Below are 16,974 nucleotides of genomic sequence, written 5' to 3'. Positions count from 1 at the left end.
AATAATATACTTATAATCAATATTTTAATTTTGTTATTTTAAAACTTGTGAATAGCGTTGGGGGTTGTTTAAAATAGATTTTGCCTCAAGAATTTCAGGATTGTTTTCAACATAATATTTATACAAACCTTCTTTATAGAAATAGCGTTTTATAATTTCATCGGTTAAAATACTTACTATTTCGTGTTTCTTTTCATCTAATTCTTTCATTTTTTCAGCGGCAATTTCAGTTGAAATACTCTTATAATGATTAAGGATATCCTGTTCATAACCTTCTTTGGAAGCAGTGGCAAGTAGTTCTTCAAGTTCCTGTTCTGTAGCGGTTTTATACTGAAAATTTGTAGTTTTTAAGAAGCTTTTAAAATTGTTGAAATCTGCATCTGTAAACTTAAAAGATTCAGGAGACTCAAGCTCATTATTATAGTAATAATCTGTCGCGAAATTAAAAATTGCGTTCTCTGCCAGTAAAGCATTGGTAATAGCACTGTATTCTGAAGTTTCCAGTTTTACATCGGGAGAAATGCCACCTCCATCAAAAACACTACGTCCGTTTCGGGTTTTAAACTCATTAAAATCTTTTGCTGTACGTTTTATAGCTTTGCCCTCTTCATCCCTTTCAGCATAGTTTAAAGCTTGTATACAGCGGCCGCTGGGGGTATAATAACGTGAAATGGTAATTTTAAGTTGCGTACCATAGGCAAGCTCTTTTGGGCGTTGTACAAGGCCTTTTCCAAAACTTCTGGCACCAACTACCACTCCCCTGTCTAAATCCTGAATAGCCCCTGCCACAATCTCACTTGCAGAAGCGCTACGCCCATTTACCAGAACCACTAAAGGAATTTGAGTATCTATAGGTTCTTTTTGGGTTTGATAGGCTTTATTATACTTTTCAATAACAGATTTTGTAGAGGTAATTAATTCGCCTTTAGGTAGAAAAATATTGCTCACATTAATGGCTTCTGTTAATAAACCACCTGGATTTCCACGGAGATCTAAAATAATTTCTTCTGCTCCCTGGTTTTTTAAATCTTTTAATGCCCTAATGGTTTCTGAAGAGGCTTTGGCATTAAAGCGGGAAAGTACAATATATCCTATTTTTTCGTCTATAAGTTGATAAAAAGGAACCGCTTTTAATTGAATAGGACTTCGGGTTAGTTGAGTGGTTTTAATTTCTCCCTGGCGTTTATATTTTAAATTGATTTTTGAATTTGCATAGCCATTTAATAACTCACTAATATCATTCCCATAATCGGCTACTTTTATGCCTTCTACCTCAATAATTTTATCCCCTGCTTTTAAACCGGCTTTATCGGCGGGATAATTTTTATAGGGTTCCATAATTAACAAAGTAGTGTCCATAACCTGAACTGTAGCACCTATACCCGTGTATTCGCCCGAATTACTTATTCTGGCGGCTTCTACATCCTGTTCATTCCAGTAATTGGTATAAGGGTCCAAATCTGCCAGCATAGCTTTTATTGCGGTATCCATTAAAGCTGCAGGATTGGTTTCATCAACATAATTCATATTGATTTCCTTAAAAAGCGTGGTGAAGATTTCAATTTGTTTGGCAATCTCAAAGAAATCAGATTTAAATCCAAAACCGCTGAATATGAGCGTGGCACCCAAACAAATTACCGCAATTTTTTTTGTGAGTTTCTTTTTCATTTTTAAATATTTTCAAGTAAAATTAGGGTGATTAGCGAGCTTTTTTCTCCTGTTCTATAAGCCTTTCAATAAGCTTAACCATGGTTTTATTCATTTCCTGGAAACTAATTTTATCCCTGGAAATATAAATAAACATCAAAGCATAAGATTGAGGTAGATTATTGATTACAAGATACTTATTTTTTCTGAAAGCTTCCCGCATCAATCGTTTAATTCGGTTACGACCCACGGCGGTTTTTACCAGTTTTTTAGGAACTGAAACCCCGGTTTTGCAATGGGTAATTTCAGGATTGGTGATTGGGAGATAAATAAGTTTTAACGGATATTTTTTAACCGATTTTCCCTCCTGAAATAAAATATCTATAAGTTTTTTGCTCTTTAGCTTTTCTTCTTTTCCGAAACTTTCATCCATACGTCAAAAGTAAGCATAGTTTTAAGTTCTCTATTAAAATTTTAAGTGGAAATAAATGGAATAACAAGCTATAAGGATTGAATTATATACATTAACCTGAACTTGTTCCAGAACCTGCTCCGAAATTTTTCGGAGTTCTAACAAATTTAGATTCTGAAATAAATTCAGAATGACGATAGGAAGTCTGATATAAAAAAAGACCTCACAGGTTATTGAAACCTGTGAGGTCTAAATTCTAATTTAAAAATTATTACTACTCTTCTTCTTCCGCTGTAGAAGCTTCTTCGGCAGTATAAAGGTTGTCGTCTCTATTAACATCGGCCATTAATTGAGATTCGTCTATTTCTATACTTTCTATCTCGCTAAGTGGTTTTTCTATGTTAAGCTTGTAAGTAGGATAAGCCCAGGCCCAATCATCGGCTACGGTCCAGTTCTCATGATCGGCAGGTTTTTCCCAACGCATTAATTGCAAAGGAATATAGATCATTTCTTCTTCCCCATTGTTATAACGCACGGTAACATCTAAGGGCATTGGCATAAGTCCTTTACGCTCTAAAGTAACTGTAGTTGAATTATCACCGCCTTCCGTAACTTCTTTAATTCCATAGTCTATAGTATTGGTAGTGCGCGTCCAATCGTTTAAATACCAATCTAATTCTGCCCCTGAAACTTTTTCGGCAATCCTAATAAAATCATTTGGGGTTGGGTGTTTAAATTTCCACTCGTCATAATAGCGTTTTATGGTGTTATCTAAATTATCTTTCCCTATTACATACCCTAATTGGGCAAGGAAAACAGCTCCTTTTGAGTAGGCTGATGCTCCATAAGCAGCGTTTAAATTATACCTATCGGCCTGCGTGGTTTGTGGTTGTTCAACTCCAGAGTTCGCCAATTGTATATACGAACGGTAAGAACCTGTAAATGGGTTTTCGGCATAAGTTTCCATAACCTGATTCATAGCAGCGCTGGAAATATAACTTGTAAAACCTTCGTCCATCCATTCGTGTTTACTTTCGTTGGTAGCCATTAAATGTTGAAACCAGGCATGGGCCAATTCGTGAGAAGTTACCCCAACAAGGCTTCCAAAGCTGCGTTCTCCCGTTATTAAGGTTATCATGGCATATTCCATTCCGCCATCTCCCCCCTGGGCCACAGTATATTGATCCCAGGGATATGGACCGATATTTTCATTGAAAAATGCTAATAGACCTTCGGTTTTATCCTGAAGATTTTTCCAGTTTTCTTTTATTTCATCATTGTCTTTATAGAAAAAGTGAAGCACAGTTCCGTCTGCAGCGGTTCTTTTATCGTGAATATACTCCGGATCTGCCGCCCAGGTAAAATCGTGTACTTTTGGCGCTACAAAATGCCAGGTATGGGTATCTCCTTTTGCTTTCACTTCTTTATCGGAATATCCATGACCAATTTCATCGGGGTTTTGCAGGTATCCTGAAGCAGCAACGGTATAATCTTTATCCAGGGTTAATTTTACATCAAAATCGCCCCAAACGCCGTGAAACTCACGCCCAATATAGGGTGCTGCATGCCATCCTTCAAAATCATATTCGGCCATTTTAGGAAACCATTGGGTCATAGAAAGGGCTACCCCTTCTGCACTATTTCTTCCAGAACGGCGAATTTGTTTTGGCACCTGGCCTTCAAATTTCATATTGAAAGTAGCTTTTTCTCCCGGTAAAATAGGTTCATCCAGGGTTACTTCCAATACAGTACCAACTTCTTCAAAAGAAAGATTGTTCCCGTTTTGATCCAGGCTGGATACTCTTAAATAGCCCTGTTCTTCTTCACTTAATTTAGAGATGCGATCTCCTACTCTCCTATCGGGATCATTAATAGTCCTGGACCTAACGTCCATTTCGCTTCCCGGCTGAAAAGCATTAAAATACAAATGATAAAAAACGCGGTCTAAGGTATCGGGAGAATTGTTGGTATATACCAATTCCTGAGATCCGGTATATTGAAAATTTTCAACATTCATATCTACCTCCATCTTATAATCTACGTGTTGCTGCCAGTAGCCGGAGTTGTTTTGAGCGCTGACCAGAGAGGTTGCAACAAGGGCCAGACATACTAATAATTTCTTCATGTTATTGTGGTTTTTATAATCTACTTAAATTTTATTGGCACCGCCAAAGGTTATAATACCCCCAGTCTTGCCTTTAAATTAAAAAATTGTTTCCAACGAATGCCTCGTGGGCTTGCCCCGAGGTAGTTTACTTGGTTTGAGAGGCTAAAATAAGGGCATTGTAAAGGTTTACCATTTTACCTGACTTAGATAATTCTTTAAAGTCCTGCACGTTGTTTCTGTCCCCTCCTACAATTACATCGGCATTAGTAGTTAAGCCACTATCCATAATTATTTGCTTTACCTGTGCAGCGCTTAATTTTGGATAAAAAGAGCGAATAATTGCTGCTACCCCGGCTACAGCAGGTGCAGCCATAGAAGTACCCTGTAGGTATTCGTATTCATTATTTGGGGTTGTAGACCAAATTTTAGTTCCCGGGGCAAAAACATCTACGTTTGTTTTCCCGTAGTTAGAGAAATTAGCCAATAATTGTGCGCCATAATCAAAATTAAGAGCACCTACCGTTAAAAAGTTATTTGCGATTTCCTGAGGGGCTTCAGGGTTTTGATCGTTGGGGTAAACGGTATTTTCATCTAAATTAAGGCTTTCATTTCCTCCGGCATTTACAATTAATACATCATTTTTTTCAGCATATTTAATGGCTTCTATTACCCATTCAGGATTTGGCGAAAAGTATTTTCCGAAGCTGGTATTAATCACTTTTGCACCATTGTCTACTGCATAACGAATAGCCAGGGCAATATCTTTATCGTATTCATCTCCATCTGGCACTGCACGTATAGCCATAATTTCCACATTATTGGCTACCCCATTTATACCAATATTATTGTTTCTTTCTGCAGCGATAATTCCGGCTACGTGGGTACCGTGTTTAAGGTCTTCTTTCTCTGGATCAGGTCCCATAACATTACCGTTACCGTATTTGGTATCGGTAATATCGTAAGGATCGTCTCCTACGGGAGCACGGCCATCCAGTTCTAAATTAAAATGGGTGTCCAATCTACCGTCATAATAGGCAATACCTTCATCTAATTCTTCCAGCGCTTCGGGAATATTTTCATTTACGTTATTCTGAATTTGCTGTAACATAGCTTTATATTGCGCCATTTGCCCTGTAGCTTGCATGTCATTAAGCTCTTCTATAGTGTAATTCTCTTTACCAAGTTGCGAAGAAACAGCCTGGTGTGCAGCTACCAATTGTTTTTTTATTTGCTCATATTGATTTCTATTTTGAACCGTTTCCTGGTACTCTTTTTCGTACTCCTGTTTAACTTCCTGGTAGTAGATAAATTCGGCGCGATCTGCTGTGCTTATAGAACTTGCTGTTTTCCCTTCATATTTTGGTTTTAAGCGCTTATAAATTCGGGTATATTCCATATTTTCCTTTACAGCATCCCCCAGGAAGTTCCAACCGTGTACATCGTCTATATAACCGTTGTTATCGTCGTCTTTTCCATTTCCGGGAATTTCATCGGTATTGGTCCAAAGAACACCTTCAAGATCTTCGTGCTCAATATCAACCCCACTGTCTATTACAGCCACAATGGTTTTTTGTCCTTTATTATTTTTAATTATTTCTGAATAAGCCTTTTCAACACTCATTCCGGGAATAGTGTCGGTTACAAGATCGGCACCCCCCCAGCCTTTTAGTTGGGTTTCAGTAAGATCATCTATTTTAAGTGGAATTGAATCTATATTGGCTATTGGGGTAGAAACTATTTTGGGTGAGCCACTTCCACAGGAAGCCAAAATAAGCGCGCTTCCCATAGCTAATGCAGGTTTTAAAAAAGGTATCTTCATTATTTATATAAATTGTTTAATATTTACTAATGGAATTATTTAATTGAAAAGTTGGTTAAAAGTAAAGCTTTTGTCCAGCCTAACTCCTTTTTCGGTGTTTTTTAAAGTGATAATCTCATTATGCGCATCGTGTTCCAGGAACAAATAATACTTTTCATCGGCCGCTTTTTTCAAGAATTTTTCTTTTTCAGACAATGTAAGTAATGGCCGGGTATCATAACCCATTACATAAGGTAATGGAATATGACCTGCGGTAGGCAATAAATCAGCCATAAAAACAAGGTTTTTATCTTTGTATTTAATGTGAGGTATCATTTGTTTATCGGTATGTCCATCTACAAACAATACGCCAAAATTAAATTCCTGCGCTGCTGTAAAATTTTCATTTTCCTTACGATTTAAAAAATGAAGTTGGCCACTTTCTTCCATGGGCAATATATTTTCGGGCAGAAACGAAGCTTTTTCACGGGCATTGGGTTCTGTAGCCCATTTCCAGTGTTCTTTATTGCTCCAAAATTTCGCGTTTTTAAAAGCTGGTTCATAACCGGTTTTATCTTTGTTCCATTGTATGGCACCCCCCACATGGTCAAAATGAAGGTGGGTTAAAAACACATCGGTAATATCGTCGCGATGAAACCCGTATTTTTTAAGAGATTTATCTATAGAATGTTCGCCCCAGGGATAATAATAATCAAAGAATTTTTCACTTTGTTTATCGCCCATCCCAGTATCTATAAGCGTAAGTTTATCGCCATCTTCAATTAAGAGGCAGCGCGCTGCCATATCTATCATATTATTAGAATCGGCCGGATTTGTTCGGTTCCAAAGGCTTTTAGGTACAACCCCAAACATAGCACCACCATCCAGTTTAAAATTTCCTGATTCTATAGGATATAATTTCATAAGCTTTAATTTAGGTTTTGCAAATTACTAAAAGCAATACACATGCACTGCTAAAATTCTGTTAGCAGGCATGTTTTAAAGCTTAAAGTTAAGAGTAAAACGCATCGCGACAAGATAACGAGTCTAAAACGAAAGTTTTATTGGTACCGCCAAAGGCTACAATACCCCATTGTAAAATTTCAGTTTATTGGCTTACAGTTAAAAAACTATTCTAAATAGATCACTTTTTCACCTTCGGTAATTGTATCGTTGTAATGGAAAGGCCTTATAACACCTTCGGTATTAACTATAAAAAACGGCAAAATAGAATCTTTATCCCCTTTATGTTCTTTAACCCATTGGCGGGTAGAGATTTCTTCTTTAATGGTTAAGGTGTGTTCTTTAAAGTCTCCATTGCTAATTTTTAATGCCCAGGGTTCCAGTTCGGTTTTATTTGCAAAAAGTGAAGTTGCCTTAATTTTGTCTAGCATATTTACATCTGTACCGGTTTCACTGGGAGATACCAAAACAATTTTATTGGGAATATAAAATGCATCATCGGCAAGTTGTGCGGCAAGGTAATTTATTTCACTATTCCCGGTAAGGCCAATAAAGGTGCCTTTTTCTATGGCGTTTGCATCTTCAAAGGTTTCTTCTTTTAGAATATTACCATACATACTGTTGAAGCCTTGTTTTTTAGCTTCAGCCACCATTTCCCGGTTAGCATCTATAAGTATCACTTCATTTTTATCCTGAAGTTTTTTTGCCATGTATAATCCAAGCGGGTTGGCACCTAAAATAATATAACCATTTCTGGATTCCTGGTGTACCAATTCGTTTCTACTCTTTAGCCATTTTGTAGTCCAGGTTAATAATAACGGAACTGTTAATGTGGTGAAAATGGCCATAAAAACCAGTATAGAAAAGATCTCACTGTTTATAATACCCATTTGTAAGCCAATACCTGCAATAATAATTTCTACAGCACCACGCCCATTCATTCCGGTTCCTACCGCAATACCTTCGCGCCAGCCATAACCACTGGGAAGGTAAAACAAGGCTGTACCGAATATTTTTCCTACCATGGCCATTAAGGTAACAACAATAAGCATTGCAAGGTCTGTTTGAAAGACCTCCAGGGTTACATTAAATCCTGCGGAAACAAAGAATATAGGAGCCAAAAAACCTATGGAAATATCGTGAAATATGTTATTAATGTCTTTAGAAATTTGGCGATTAAACACACCATCCCTAATAAACAAACCAGCCATAAAGGCTCCTAAAATACTGTGTAAACCGGCTACTTCAGCTAGTTCTGAAAAACCTAAAACAATAATGAGAATTAGGGTAAAATGAAGTGTACGGCTATTAATTTTGGATTCCATTAAAAACCTACCCAATAATGGTAAAAGATATATCCCTGCCAGTGCTGTAAAAACAAAAAATAAGATAGCTTTTCCTGCAACCCAGGCCAGTCCAAGCGTGTCTATACTTCCTGCATCTACATAACTTATAATTCCGGCAAAAATCACCAGTGCAAGGGTGTCAGAAATAAGTGCCCCGGCCATAAGTACGTATGCTATACGGGTATTGAGTAATTTTAAATCTACTAAAATTCGACTTTTGGTAGCTAAAGAAGTGACTGCTACGGCTATGGCTACAAAAATGGCAGCCATTTGGGTTCCGCCAAAATATATAATAGTGTAATAACCTAATACAAAAGGAACTATAAACCCGCCAATAGCAGCTAAAAGTCCTGGCCAAGAGGCTTTTCCAAGATCCCTAAAATTAATTTCCATGCCTATATAAACCATAAGTAGAATAATTCCTACTTCGGCCAGCACATTAATCATTTCTGAAGTTTCGAGTAGTCCCAACATGGCAGGGCCTAACACGATTCCTATGATTAACTCGCCTAAAATAGCAGGATAGCCCAGTTTTTTGGCTGCCGATCCGCCTAACCAGGCACTTGCTAAAATGATCAGTAAATTGAGAATATTTAATTCTTCCATAGAACAAAATTTAGACAATTAAGGCTACAAAATATTACTATTTTCACAATATATAGGTAAATACCTGAAATAAATGGAAGTGAAAATAAAAAAAAGTTTTTTTATTTTAAAAAACCTGAATTCCTTATATACTTGCGGTTAAATCGAGCTATTTTTGTAAATAGCAATTTATAGCTAAAACAGTGTACGCATGTTAGAACTGGCAAGTTTGGTAATATTGGGGATCCTGGCGCAGTGGTTAGCCTGGAAAATTAAAACCCCGGCAATTTTACCACTGATATTAATTGGGCTTTTGGTAGGGCCTATTTCAACATTAATTAGTGAAGATGGAACCAAGTGGGTTGAACCTATTTGGAACGGTACCGAAGGTTTATTCCCGGGAGAAAGCCTTTTTTACTTTGTATCCCTTGCTATTTCAGTAATTCTTTTTGAAGGGGGATTAACTCTTAGAAAGAGTGAAGTTGGCAATATTGGCCCTGTAATTTTAAAGTTAATTAGCGTGGGTACCATAGTAACTTTTTTAGGTGCAGGTCTTGCAGCGCATTTTATTTTTAATCTCACCTGGCAAATATCCTTCTTATTCTCGGCATTAATTATAGTAACCGGCCCTACGGTAATCGCTCCTATCCTACGAAATATTCCTTTAAAAACCCATGTTTCATCTATTTTAAAATGGGAAGGAATACTTATAGATCCCATTGGTGCGCTTATTTCTGTACTTATGTTTGAATTTATTAGGGTTGAAGGTGGACAGGACTTTACACAAACGGCCTTAATTGAATTTGGTAAAATCTTACTGTTTGGCTTTACTTTTGGCTTTACTTTCGCCCATTTATTGGCGTTCTTGATTAAAAAGCAAATTATTCCACATTATTTACTAAATGTTTTTACCCTGGCAACCGTACTTGGCGTTTTTGTTATGGCCGATATGTTTGCACACGAAAGTGGCCTTTTAGCGGTGGTAATTATGGGAATGGTAATGGGAAATAAGGACCTGCCAAACATTAAAGAGTTATTGTATTTTAAGGAATCCCTTAGTGTTTTACTTATTTCAATTTTATTTATACTACTAGCTGCAAACATTGAAGTAGAGGAGCTCTTGCTTATATTTAACTGGAACTCGCTTATTTTATTTGGAATAGTAGCACTATTGGTGAGACCAATAGGTGTAATTTTAAGTTCCCTTGGTTCTGGTTTAAAAGTTAATGAAGTGGCTTTTATAAGCTGGGTAGGCCCCAGGGGTATTGTGGCCGCAGGTATAGCATCGTTATTTGGACTGCGCCTGGCTCGTGAAGGTATTGAAGGCGCCGAATATATTACGCCACTGGTGTTTATGATTGTACTTTGCTCGGTTTTATTAAATGCGGCTACAGCAAGGCTTTTTGCACGTTTAGTAGGGGTTTTTATTAAAGATTCTCAGGGAGTTTTAATAATTGGTGCTTCTTCAATTTCAAGATTAATAGGGAAATATTTACAGGATAATAAACGCCATGTAGTGCTGTTGGATAACAATTCAGATAATGTTAAAAAAGCACGGAAACTGGGAATTGAAGCTATTGAGGGGAGTGTCTTTTCAGATGATTTGATGAATAATATCGAGTTGAATGACATTGGTTACCTTATGGCAATGACCGGAAACAGCGATATTAATAAAACCGCCATCGCAAAGTTTAAAAAACAATTTGGTGAGAATGGTTCTTTTAGGCTTATTACTGCAGATGAAATGAATAATCCGGAAAAGAACCCAACCGAAGGCCTGTTTTCACATACCGATGATTATATAAAACTTACGGATGTTTCTAGAAATTATCCAAAAATTCATGAAGTAGCGCTTAATAGTAAAGAGCATTACGAAGGACTTATAGAGATTTCTAAAACCGATACAGATATTATTCCTCTTTTTGTGAAAAGTAAGAATGGAAATTTAACTATTATTCCATCCCACAGCTCTGAAGTTGAAATAGAAGAGGGATATCAATTGGTTTATCTTGGTAAGAAAATTCAAAGAGAAGAGGAAGTTGAAGAGGCTTATGATGAAACGATAGACGATTCAGAGACAGAAGAAGAAATAAAAACAAAGAATGAGCAGGAAAGTAACTAATCTTCCTGCTCTAATTCTGCTACTAACGCATCGGTGATTTCCATATTGTGATAAACATTCTGGACATCGTCGTCGTCTTCAAATTTTTCGGCGAGGCTTAGTATTTTTTTGGCATCATCTATTGGTAATTCTAAAGTATTCATAGGAATACGTTGAACTTCAGAAGATTTAACCTCTATATCCAATTCTTCTAATTTAGCCGCCATTAATCCAAAATCGGTAAAATCGGTATAGATTGTAATAAAATCATCTTCTTTTTCAATTTTTGAAGCACCACCTTCAATAAGTTCCAGTTCAAATTCTTCCAAATCCATTGCTATTTTTTCTCTCTCAATGGCAAAAACTCCTTTTTTGTCAAAAAGAAACTCTAATGAACCGTTGGTACCAAGGTTTCCGCCATTTTTTGAAAATATAGAGCGTACCGAAGCTACCGTACGGTTGGTATTATCTGTAGTACATTCAATAAAGAACGCTATTCCGTTAGGGCCATATCCTTCAAAAGTTACCAGTTCATAATTATCGGCATCAGCTCCGCTAGCCTTCTTTATAGCGCGTTCTATCGTATCTTTGGGCATATTTACACCCTTGGCATTGGCAATAGCATTACGCAAGCCGGGATTAGCTTCAGGGTCTGGCCCGCCACCTTCTTTTACCGCTACACTAATTTCCTTGATTGCCCTGGTAAATTGCTTTGCTCGTTTTTTATCCTGCGCCCCTTTACGGTGCTTTATATTTGCCCATTTACTATGTCCGGCCATGGTATTTGAGTTTTAAATTGGTAGACTTACAAAATTAAGAAAATGTGGAAAATAAAAAACCTCGCAGCAAGTGTGAGGTTTTTATCAATTTTTATAAGTTTTTAAGTTTAATCATTCAGCTTTAAAACTGCCATAAATGCTTCCTGTGGAATTTCAACATTTCCTACCTGTCTCATTCGTTTTTTACCTTTTTTCTGCTTTTCCAGAAGCTTTCTTTTACGGGAAATATCACCTCCATAACATTTTGCGGTCACATCTTTTCTAAGTGCCTTTACCGTTTCACGGGCAATAATTTTAGAACCTATAGCCGCCTGTATTGGAATATCAAACTGTTGTCTTGGAATTAATTCTTTTAACTTTTCACACATTTTCTTTCCAATATCGTAGGCGTTATCTACGTGTAGTAAGGCAGAAAGTGCATCAACAATATTTCCATTAAGTAAAACATCTACTTTTACAAGTTTAGACTGTCGCATTCCTATTGGAGAATAATCAAAGGAAGCATAACCTCTGGAAACCGTTTTTAACCTGTCGTAAAAGTCAAAAACAATTTCGGCCAAAGGCATGTCAAAACTCAGCTCAACCCTTTCAGGAGTTAGGTAAACCTGGTTGGTGATTTCTCCTCTTTTTTCTATACAAAGCGACATTACATTCCCAACATAATCGGCTTTTGTAATGATGGTGGCTTTAATAAATGGCTCTTCTACCCGGTTTAGGGAAGAAGGTTCGGGTAAATCAGACGGGTTATTAACCAGAATTAGATCGTCTGGATTTTTATTGGTGTAGGCGTGGTAAGACACGTTAGGTACGGTAGTAATTACCGTCATATCAAATTCACGCTCTAATCTTTCCTGAATAATTTCCAGGTGAAGCATTCCTAAAAAGCCACAACGGAAACCAAAACCTAATGCGGCCGAACTTTCTGGTACAAATACTAAAGAAGCATCGTTAAGCTGGAGTTTCTCCATAGAACTTCTTAGCTCTTCATAATCTTCGGTGTCTACAGGGTAAATACCGGCAAATACCATAGGTTTTACATCCTCAAATCCTGCTACGGCTTCGGTGGTAGGGTTTTTGGCATCGGTAATGGTGTCACCAACTTTTACTTCCCGGGCGTCTTTAATTCCGGTAATTAGATACCCTACATCTCCTGTTTTTATTTCTTTACGCGGAAATTGCTTTAAACGTAAAGTTCCTACTTCATCGGCAAAATAGTTCTTATTGGTCGCTACAAACTTTATGTTCTGGCCTTTTTTAATAGAACCGTTAATAACTCTAAAATAAGTCTCAACTCCACGGAAAGGATTGTATACCGAGTCGAAAATAAGAGCTCTTAAAGGTGCATCTATTTTTCCGCTTGGAGGTGGAACTCTTGTAATAATTGCTTTTAAAATTTCTTCAATCCCCAAACCTGTCTTAGCACTGGCGGGAATAATGTCATCATGATCACACCCTAAAAGATCTACAATATCATCGCTTACCACTTCAGGATTGGCACTTGGAAGGTCTACTTTATTAAGCACCGGAATAATTTCAAGATCGTGTTCCAGGGCTAAATATAGGTTAGAAATTGTTTGCGCCTGTATGCTTTGTGCGGCATCTACTATTAATAATGCCCCTTCACAGGCAGCGATAGAACGGGAAACTTCATAAGAAAAATCTACGTGTCCCGGAGTATCTATAAGGTTTAAAACATATTTTTCGCCTTCATATTCATAATCCATCTGTATGGCGTGACTTTTAATGGTAATGCCACGTTCGCGTTCTAAATCCATACTATCCAGTAGCTGTTCCTGCTTTTCACGATCGGTCACTGAACCTGTAAAATCTAAAAGTCGATCTGCCAGGGTACTTTTTCCGTGGTCAATATGGGCGATTATACAGAAGTTTCTTATATGCTTCATCGGGTATTTTTAATAATTGAATTCCTAAATGGCTAATCAATAAATTTAAGTTTACAAATATAGTTTATTTCATAGTCCAAAAAAGAAAGATAGAATATAAGAATTCTAAGAAATTTGAATCCCATACTACAGATTTTGAAATTTATTTAGATAAAAAAATATTGTAACTTTTAGTTAATTATAAAAAAACTTACTTAAGTATACAGCAGTTGTAAAAAAGTTTCTTTTTTTTGTAGGAAACATTTTTGTTATAATTTTCAAAAAAGGCGTTAAGTTTAGCCTAAAATAAATACTAATATTAATTAAGAAACACACTTATGGCTGCTAATACCGCAACTAGTCAACCCAAAAACAACACCAGTAGATCTATTATCATTATTGGGGTTTTATTTTTCATCTTCGGATTTGTAACCTGGTTAAACTCGGTACTTATCCCATTTTTAAAAACTGCCAGCCAGTTAAATAACTTTGAATCTTACCTCGTGGCTTTTGCTTCATATATTTCATATTTTGTAATGGCTATACCTGCCGCCTGGGTTTTAAAAAAGATAGGTTTTAAAAATGGTATGTCTTTAGGATTAGTTGTAATGGCGGTAGGAGCCCTGGTTTTTATACCCGCTGCAATGTCAAGAACTTATGCCATGTTTCTTTTTGGTTTGTTTGTTCAGGGAACCGGTTTGGCCCTTTTACAATCTGCCGCCAACCCATATATCACTATTCTTGGTCCTATTGAGAGTGCTGCTAAGCGAATTAGTATTATGGGAATTTGTAACAAGGTAGCCGGAGCTTTGGCACCTATTATTTTTGGAGCCATTTTGCTCAAAAATATGGATGCCGTAGAAGCCAGGTTAGAGGGAATGAGCGCTGTAGCAAAAACAGCCGAGTTAGATAAACTTGCTTCTCTTGTAATTACGCCCTACATTATAATGGCCGTAATATTGGTAGGACTTGCCGTACTTATTTATTATTCGGCTTTACCGGAAATTGAAACCGATGGGGAGGATGATACTGTTGCGGCTGCCAATAAAAATAAAACAAGTGTACTCCAGTTCCCCAACTTATTGTTGGGTACCCTTGCTATGTTTTTGTATGTTGGGGTTGAAGTAATTGCAGGAGATACCGTAATTAGTTATGCAAAAGACGGGCAGGGTATAGCTACAGGAGTAGCTAAATTCTTTACTACCTATACCTTAATAGCCATGATTGTGGGTTATTTAATTGGTACGGTAACTATTCCAAAATACATTAGCCAGCAAAAGGCATTGCAAATTTCAGGTATTTTAGGGATAATCCTTGGTCTATGCGCCATCTATACCGATGGTTATATTTCGGTACTTTGTATTTCCCTTTTAGGTCTAGCCAATGCCCTTGTATTCCCGGCAATTTGGCCTTTAGCGCTTAACGGTTTAGGTAGATTTACAAAAATAGGATCTTCTTTTCTAATTATGGCACTTGCAGGAGGGGCTATCTTACCTTTAGTTTACGGATATTTAGCTGATACTTTTGATCCTCAAGCTGCTTATTGGATTGTGATTCCTTGCTATTTATATATCTGGTACTTTGCTGCCAAAGGACATAAGATAAGATAAAAACTTTTTTATTATGAAAACTTTTAATATCAGGTTTAGTTTAGTGTTTTTAATGTTTTTTCAATTGGGTTTATCCGCACAAGAATCCAATATTGAAAAACCGGCAATCATCCCGCAGCCAGCAGAAGTTGAGTGGAAAGACGATTTTTTTACACTTCAGGAAAGAACAGTGGTTTGTTTTAATACCGGTGCAGAAGCATCGGCTGCCTGGCTGCATAGATTGCTACAAAATACGTATACGCAAAGCTATACCATGAAAGGAGATAATTGTAACGGTTTTAATTTAAATCTTAACCCAGAACTAGAAGAAACCCTGGGAAAAGAAGGTTACAATTTAGATATTTCTTCAAGTACCGTTAACTTAGAAGCGGCCACAGAAGCCGGACTTTTTTATGCTATACAGACCCTGCGCCAAATCTTGCCTGCCGGGATTGAAAATGAAAAAGTTTTGGAAGAGATTCAACTTCCTCAAGTTTCAATTACAGATAGCCCAAGGTTTGCGTGGCGTGGTACTATGCTAGATGTGGCTCGTAGTTTTTTTGGTCCAGATTATATTAAAAAGCATATAGACCGAATGGCTTTTTACAAGTTAAATAAGCTTCATTTACACTTAACCGATGACCAGGGATGGCGTATTGAAATAAAACAAAAGCCTAAATTAACAGAATTAGGAAGTAAGGGTGCGGTAAAAGGAGGAAGATCTGGATTCTTAACCCAGGAAGAATATAAAGAAATTCAGGAATATGCGGCAGCAAGAAATATTGTAATTGTGCCTGAAATTGATATTCCGGGACATATTTATGCGGCCTTAATGGCTTATCCTGAGCTAAATTGTGATGATTTAAGCAATATTGAACCTAAAAGAGCAACCCCTCCGCAACTTTTCCATGGTTATGAAGTGGGGTGGAGTAAATTCTGTCTCGATAAACCTGAAATTTACGATTTTGTAAGCACAGTATTAGGCGAAGTGGCCGAAATTACTACAGGAGATTACCTACATATTGGAGGAGACGAAATAGAAGATGAACGCTATAAAGAATTTGTAATAAAAGCAGATTCTATTGTACAGGGGCTTGGAAAAACAACTATAGGTTGGGAAGAAGTAACGCAGGCTGCTGTAGATACTACGTTTATTAGTCAGCGGTGGAATGGAAAGACAAAGAGCGTTGTAAAAACCCCAATTATAGAATCTATTTGTTCAAGTTTTTATTTTGATCACGCCAATGTTCCAGGTCAGGAAATGACCAATAACTGGTGCCAGGAAAGAGGTGTTTCATTAAAAGATACTTATACTTTTAAAGTTACTAACCCAAATACAATTGGGGTAGAGGCTCCGGTTTGGACCGAGATGGTACTATCGGACGAGGCTGCAGACGATAGATTTTGGCCTAGAAGTATTGCCATGGCAGAAGTGGGATGGACTAAGGATGAAAACAAAGATTATAATGGCTTTTTAAAACGCCTGGGCGCACAAGGGCTACGACTTGACTTTATGGATGTAAATTATTTTAGAAGTCCGGAAGTAGAATGGAACAGCGATCCTAAGAAGGGTGTTTTTTCAGATTTTATGCCAGAATCTAAATATTAATTATTTTAGATAATTTTACTGAAAACATAGAACTGTCTGAAAAGATTTTTTCGATAAGCTGAACTTGTTTCTGCTCCTGATTTATTTCTTGTAAGAAGGAAATCTTGAAATGAATTATAGAAAACGATTTAAAATCTTTTCAGACAAATTCTTTT

Annotated in this window: 11 protein-coding genes; 3 read left to right on the top strand and 8 right to left on the bottom strand. The window is 37.0% G+C overall.

From position 1 onward, the window contains the following. Nucleotides 1–33 precede the first annotated feature (33 nt). From I6U50_RS09830 to I6U50_RS09805, 6 genes are all read right to left on the bottom strand, one after another. On the bottom strand, nt 34–1,668 hold the full coding sequence (locus tag I6U50_RS09830; protein WP_198638718.1) for a S41 family peptidase: 1,635 nt from the start codon (nt 1,666–1,668) through the stop codon (nt 34–36). Nucleotides 1,669–1,699: 31 nt separating this feature from the next. Continuing rightward, entirely contained in the window at nt 1,700–2,080 is a 381-nt protein-coding gene (gene rnpA, locus I6U50_RS09825) for a ribonuclease P protein component (protein WP_198638717.1), read from the bottom strand. A 253-nt stretch (nt 2,081–2,333) separates the two neighbouring features. Then, nucleotides 2,334–4,184: a M1 family metallopeptidase gene (locus I6U50_RS09820; RefSeq protein ID WP_198638716.1), complete on the bottom strand. Its 1,851-nt coding sequence runs from the start codon at nt 4,182–4,184 to the stop codon at nt 2,334–2,336. 127 nt (nt 4,185–4,311) lie between these two features. Next, a complete protein-coding gene (locus tag I6U50_RS09815) occupies nt 4,312–5,985 on the bottom strand; it encodes a S8 family peptidase (protein ID WP_198638715.1) in 1,674 nt (557 codons plus the stop codon). Nucleotides 5,986–6,024: 39 nt separating this feature from the next. Next, nucleotides 6,025–6,888 (bottom strand): MBL fold metallo-hydrolase, encoded by an 864-nt coding sequence (locus tag I6U50_RS09810; protein ID WP_198638714.1) that lies wholly within the window; start codon nt 6,886–6,888, stop codon nt 6,025–6,027. Nucleotides 6,889–7,094: 206 nt separating this feature from the next. Continuing rightward, nucleotides 7,095–8,879, bottom strand: coding sequence for a cation:proton antiporter (locus I6U50_RS09805; protein WP_198638713.1), 1,785 nt, complete (start codon nt 8,877–8,879; stop codon nt 7,095–7,097). A 190-nt stretch (nt 8,880–9,069) separates the two neighbouring features. Here I6U50_RS09805 and I6U50_RS09800 point away from each other — a divergent pair, with 190 nt between their 5' ends. Then, on the top strand, nt 9,070–10,980 hold the full coding sequence (locus I6U50_RS09800; RefSeq protein ID WP_198638712.1) for a cation:proton antiporter: 1,911 nt from the start codon (nt 9,070–9,072) through the stop codon (nt 10,978–10,980). Here I6U50_RS09800 and I6U50_RS09795 read toward each other — a convergent pair. After that, nucleotides 10,977–11,738, bottom strand: coding sequence for a YebC/PmpR family DNA-binding transcriptional regulator (locus I6U50_RS09795; RefSeq protein WP_193712277.1), 762 nt, complete (start codon nt 11,736–11,738; stop codon nt 10,977–10,979). The two genes, I6U50_RS09800 and I6U50_RS09795, sit on opposite strands and share 4 nt — an antisense overlap. A 107-nt stretch (nt 11,739–11,845) precedes the next feature. Continuing rightward, nucleotides 11,846–13,642, bottom strand: coding sequence for a translation elongation factor 4 (gene lepA, locus I6U50_RS09790; protein WP_193712276.1), 1,797 nt, complete (start codon nt 13,640–13,642; stop codon nt 11,846–11,848). A 317-nt stretch (nt 13,643–13,959) separates the two neighbouring features. Here lepA and I6U50_RS09785 point away from each other — a divergent pair, with 317 nt between their 5' ends. Then, nucleotides 13,960–15,231: a sugar MFS transporter gene (locus I6U50_RS09785; RefSeq protein WP_193712275.1), complete on the top strand. Its 1,272-nt coding sequence runs from the start codon at nt 13,960–13,962 to the stop codon at nt 15,229–15,231. Between the two features lie 13 nt (nt 15,232–15,244). Beyond that, nucleotides 15,245–16,819, top strand: a complete 1,575-nt coding sequence (locus I6U50_RS09780) for a beta-N-acetylhexosaminidase (protein WP_198627841.1) — start codon at nt 15,245–15,247, stop codon at nt 16,817–16,819. Nucleotides 16,820–16,974 lie beyond the last annotated feature (155 nt).

Origin of the sequence: Salegentibacter maritimus (assembly GCF_016236975.1) — a bacterium.
Lineage (GTDB): Bacteria > Bacteroidota > Bacteroidia > Flavobacteriales > Flavobacteriaceae > Salegentibacter > Salegentibacter maritimus.
The sequence above is the reverse complement of the archived record's forward strand: the minus strand, read 5'-3'. Positions and strand labels throughout refer to the sequence as shown.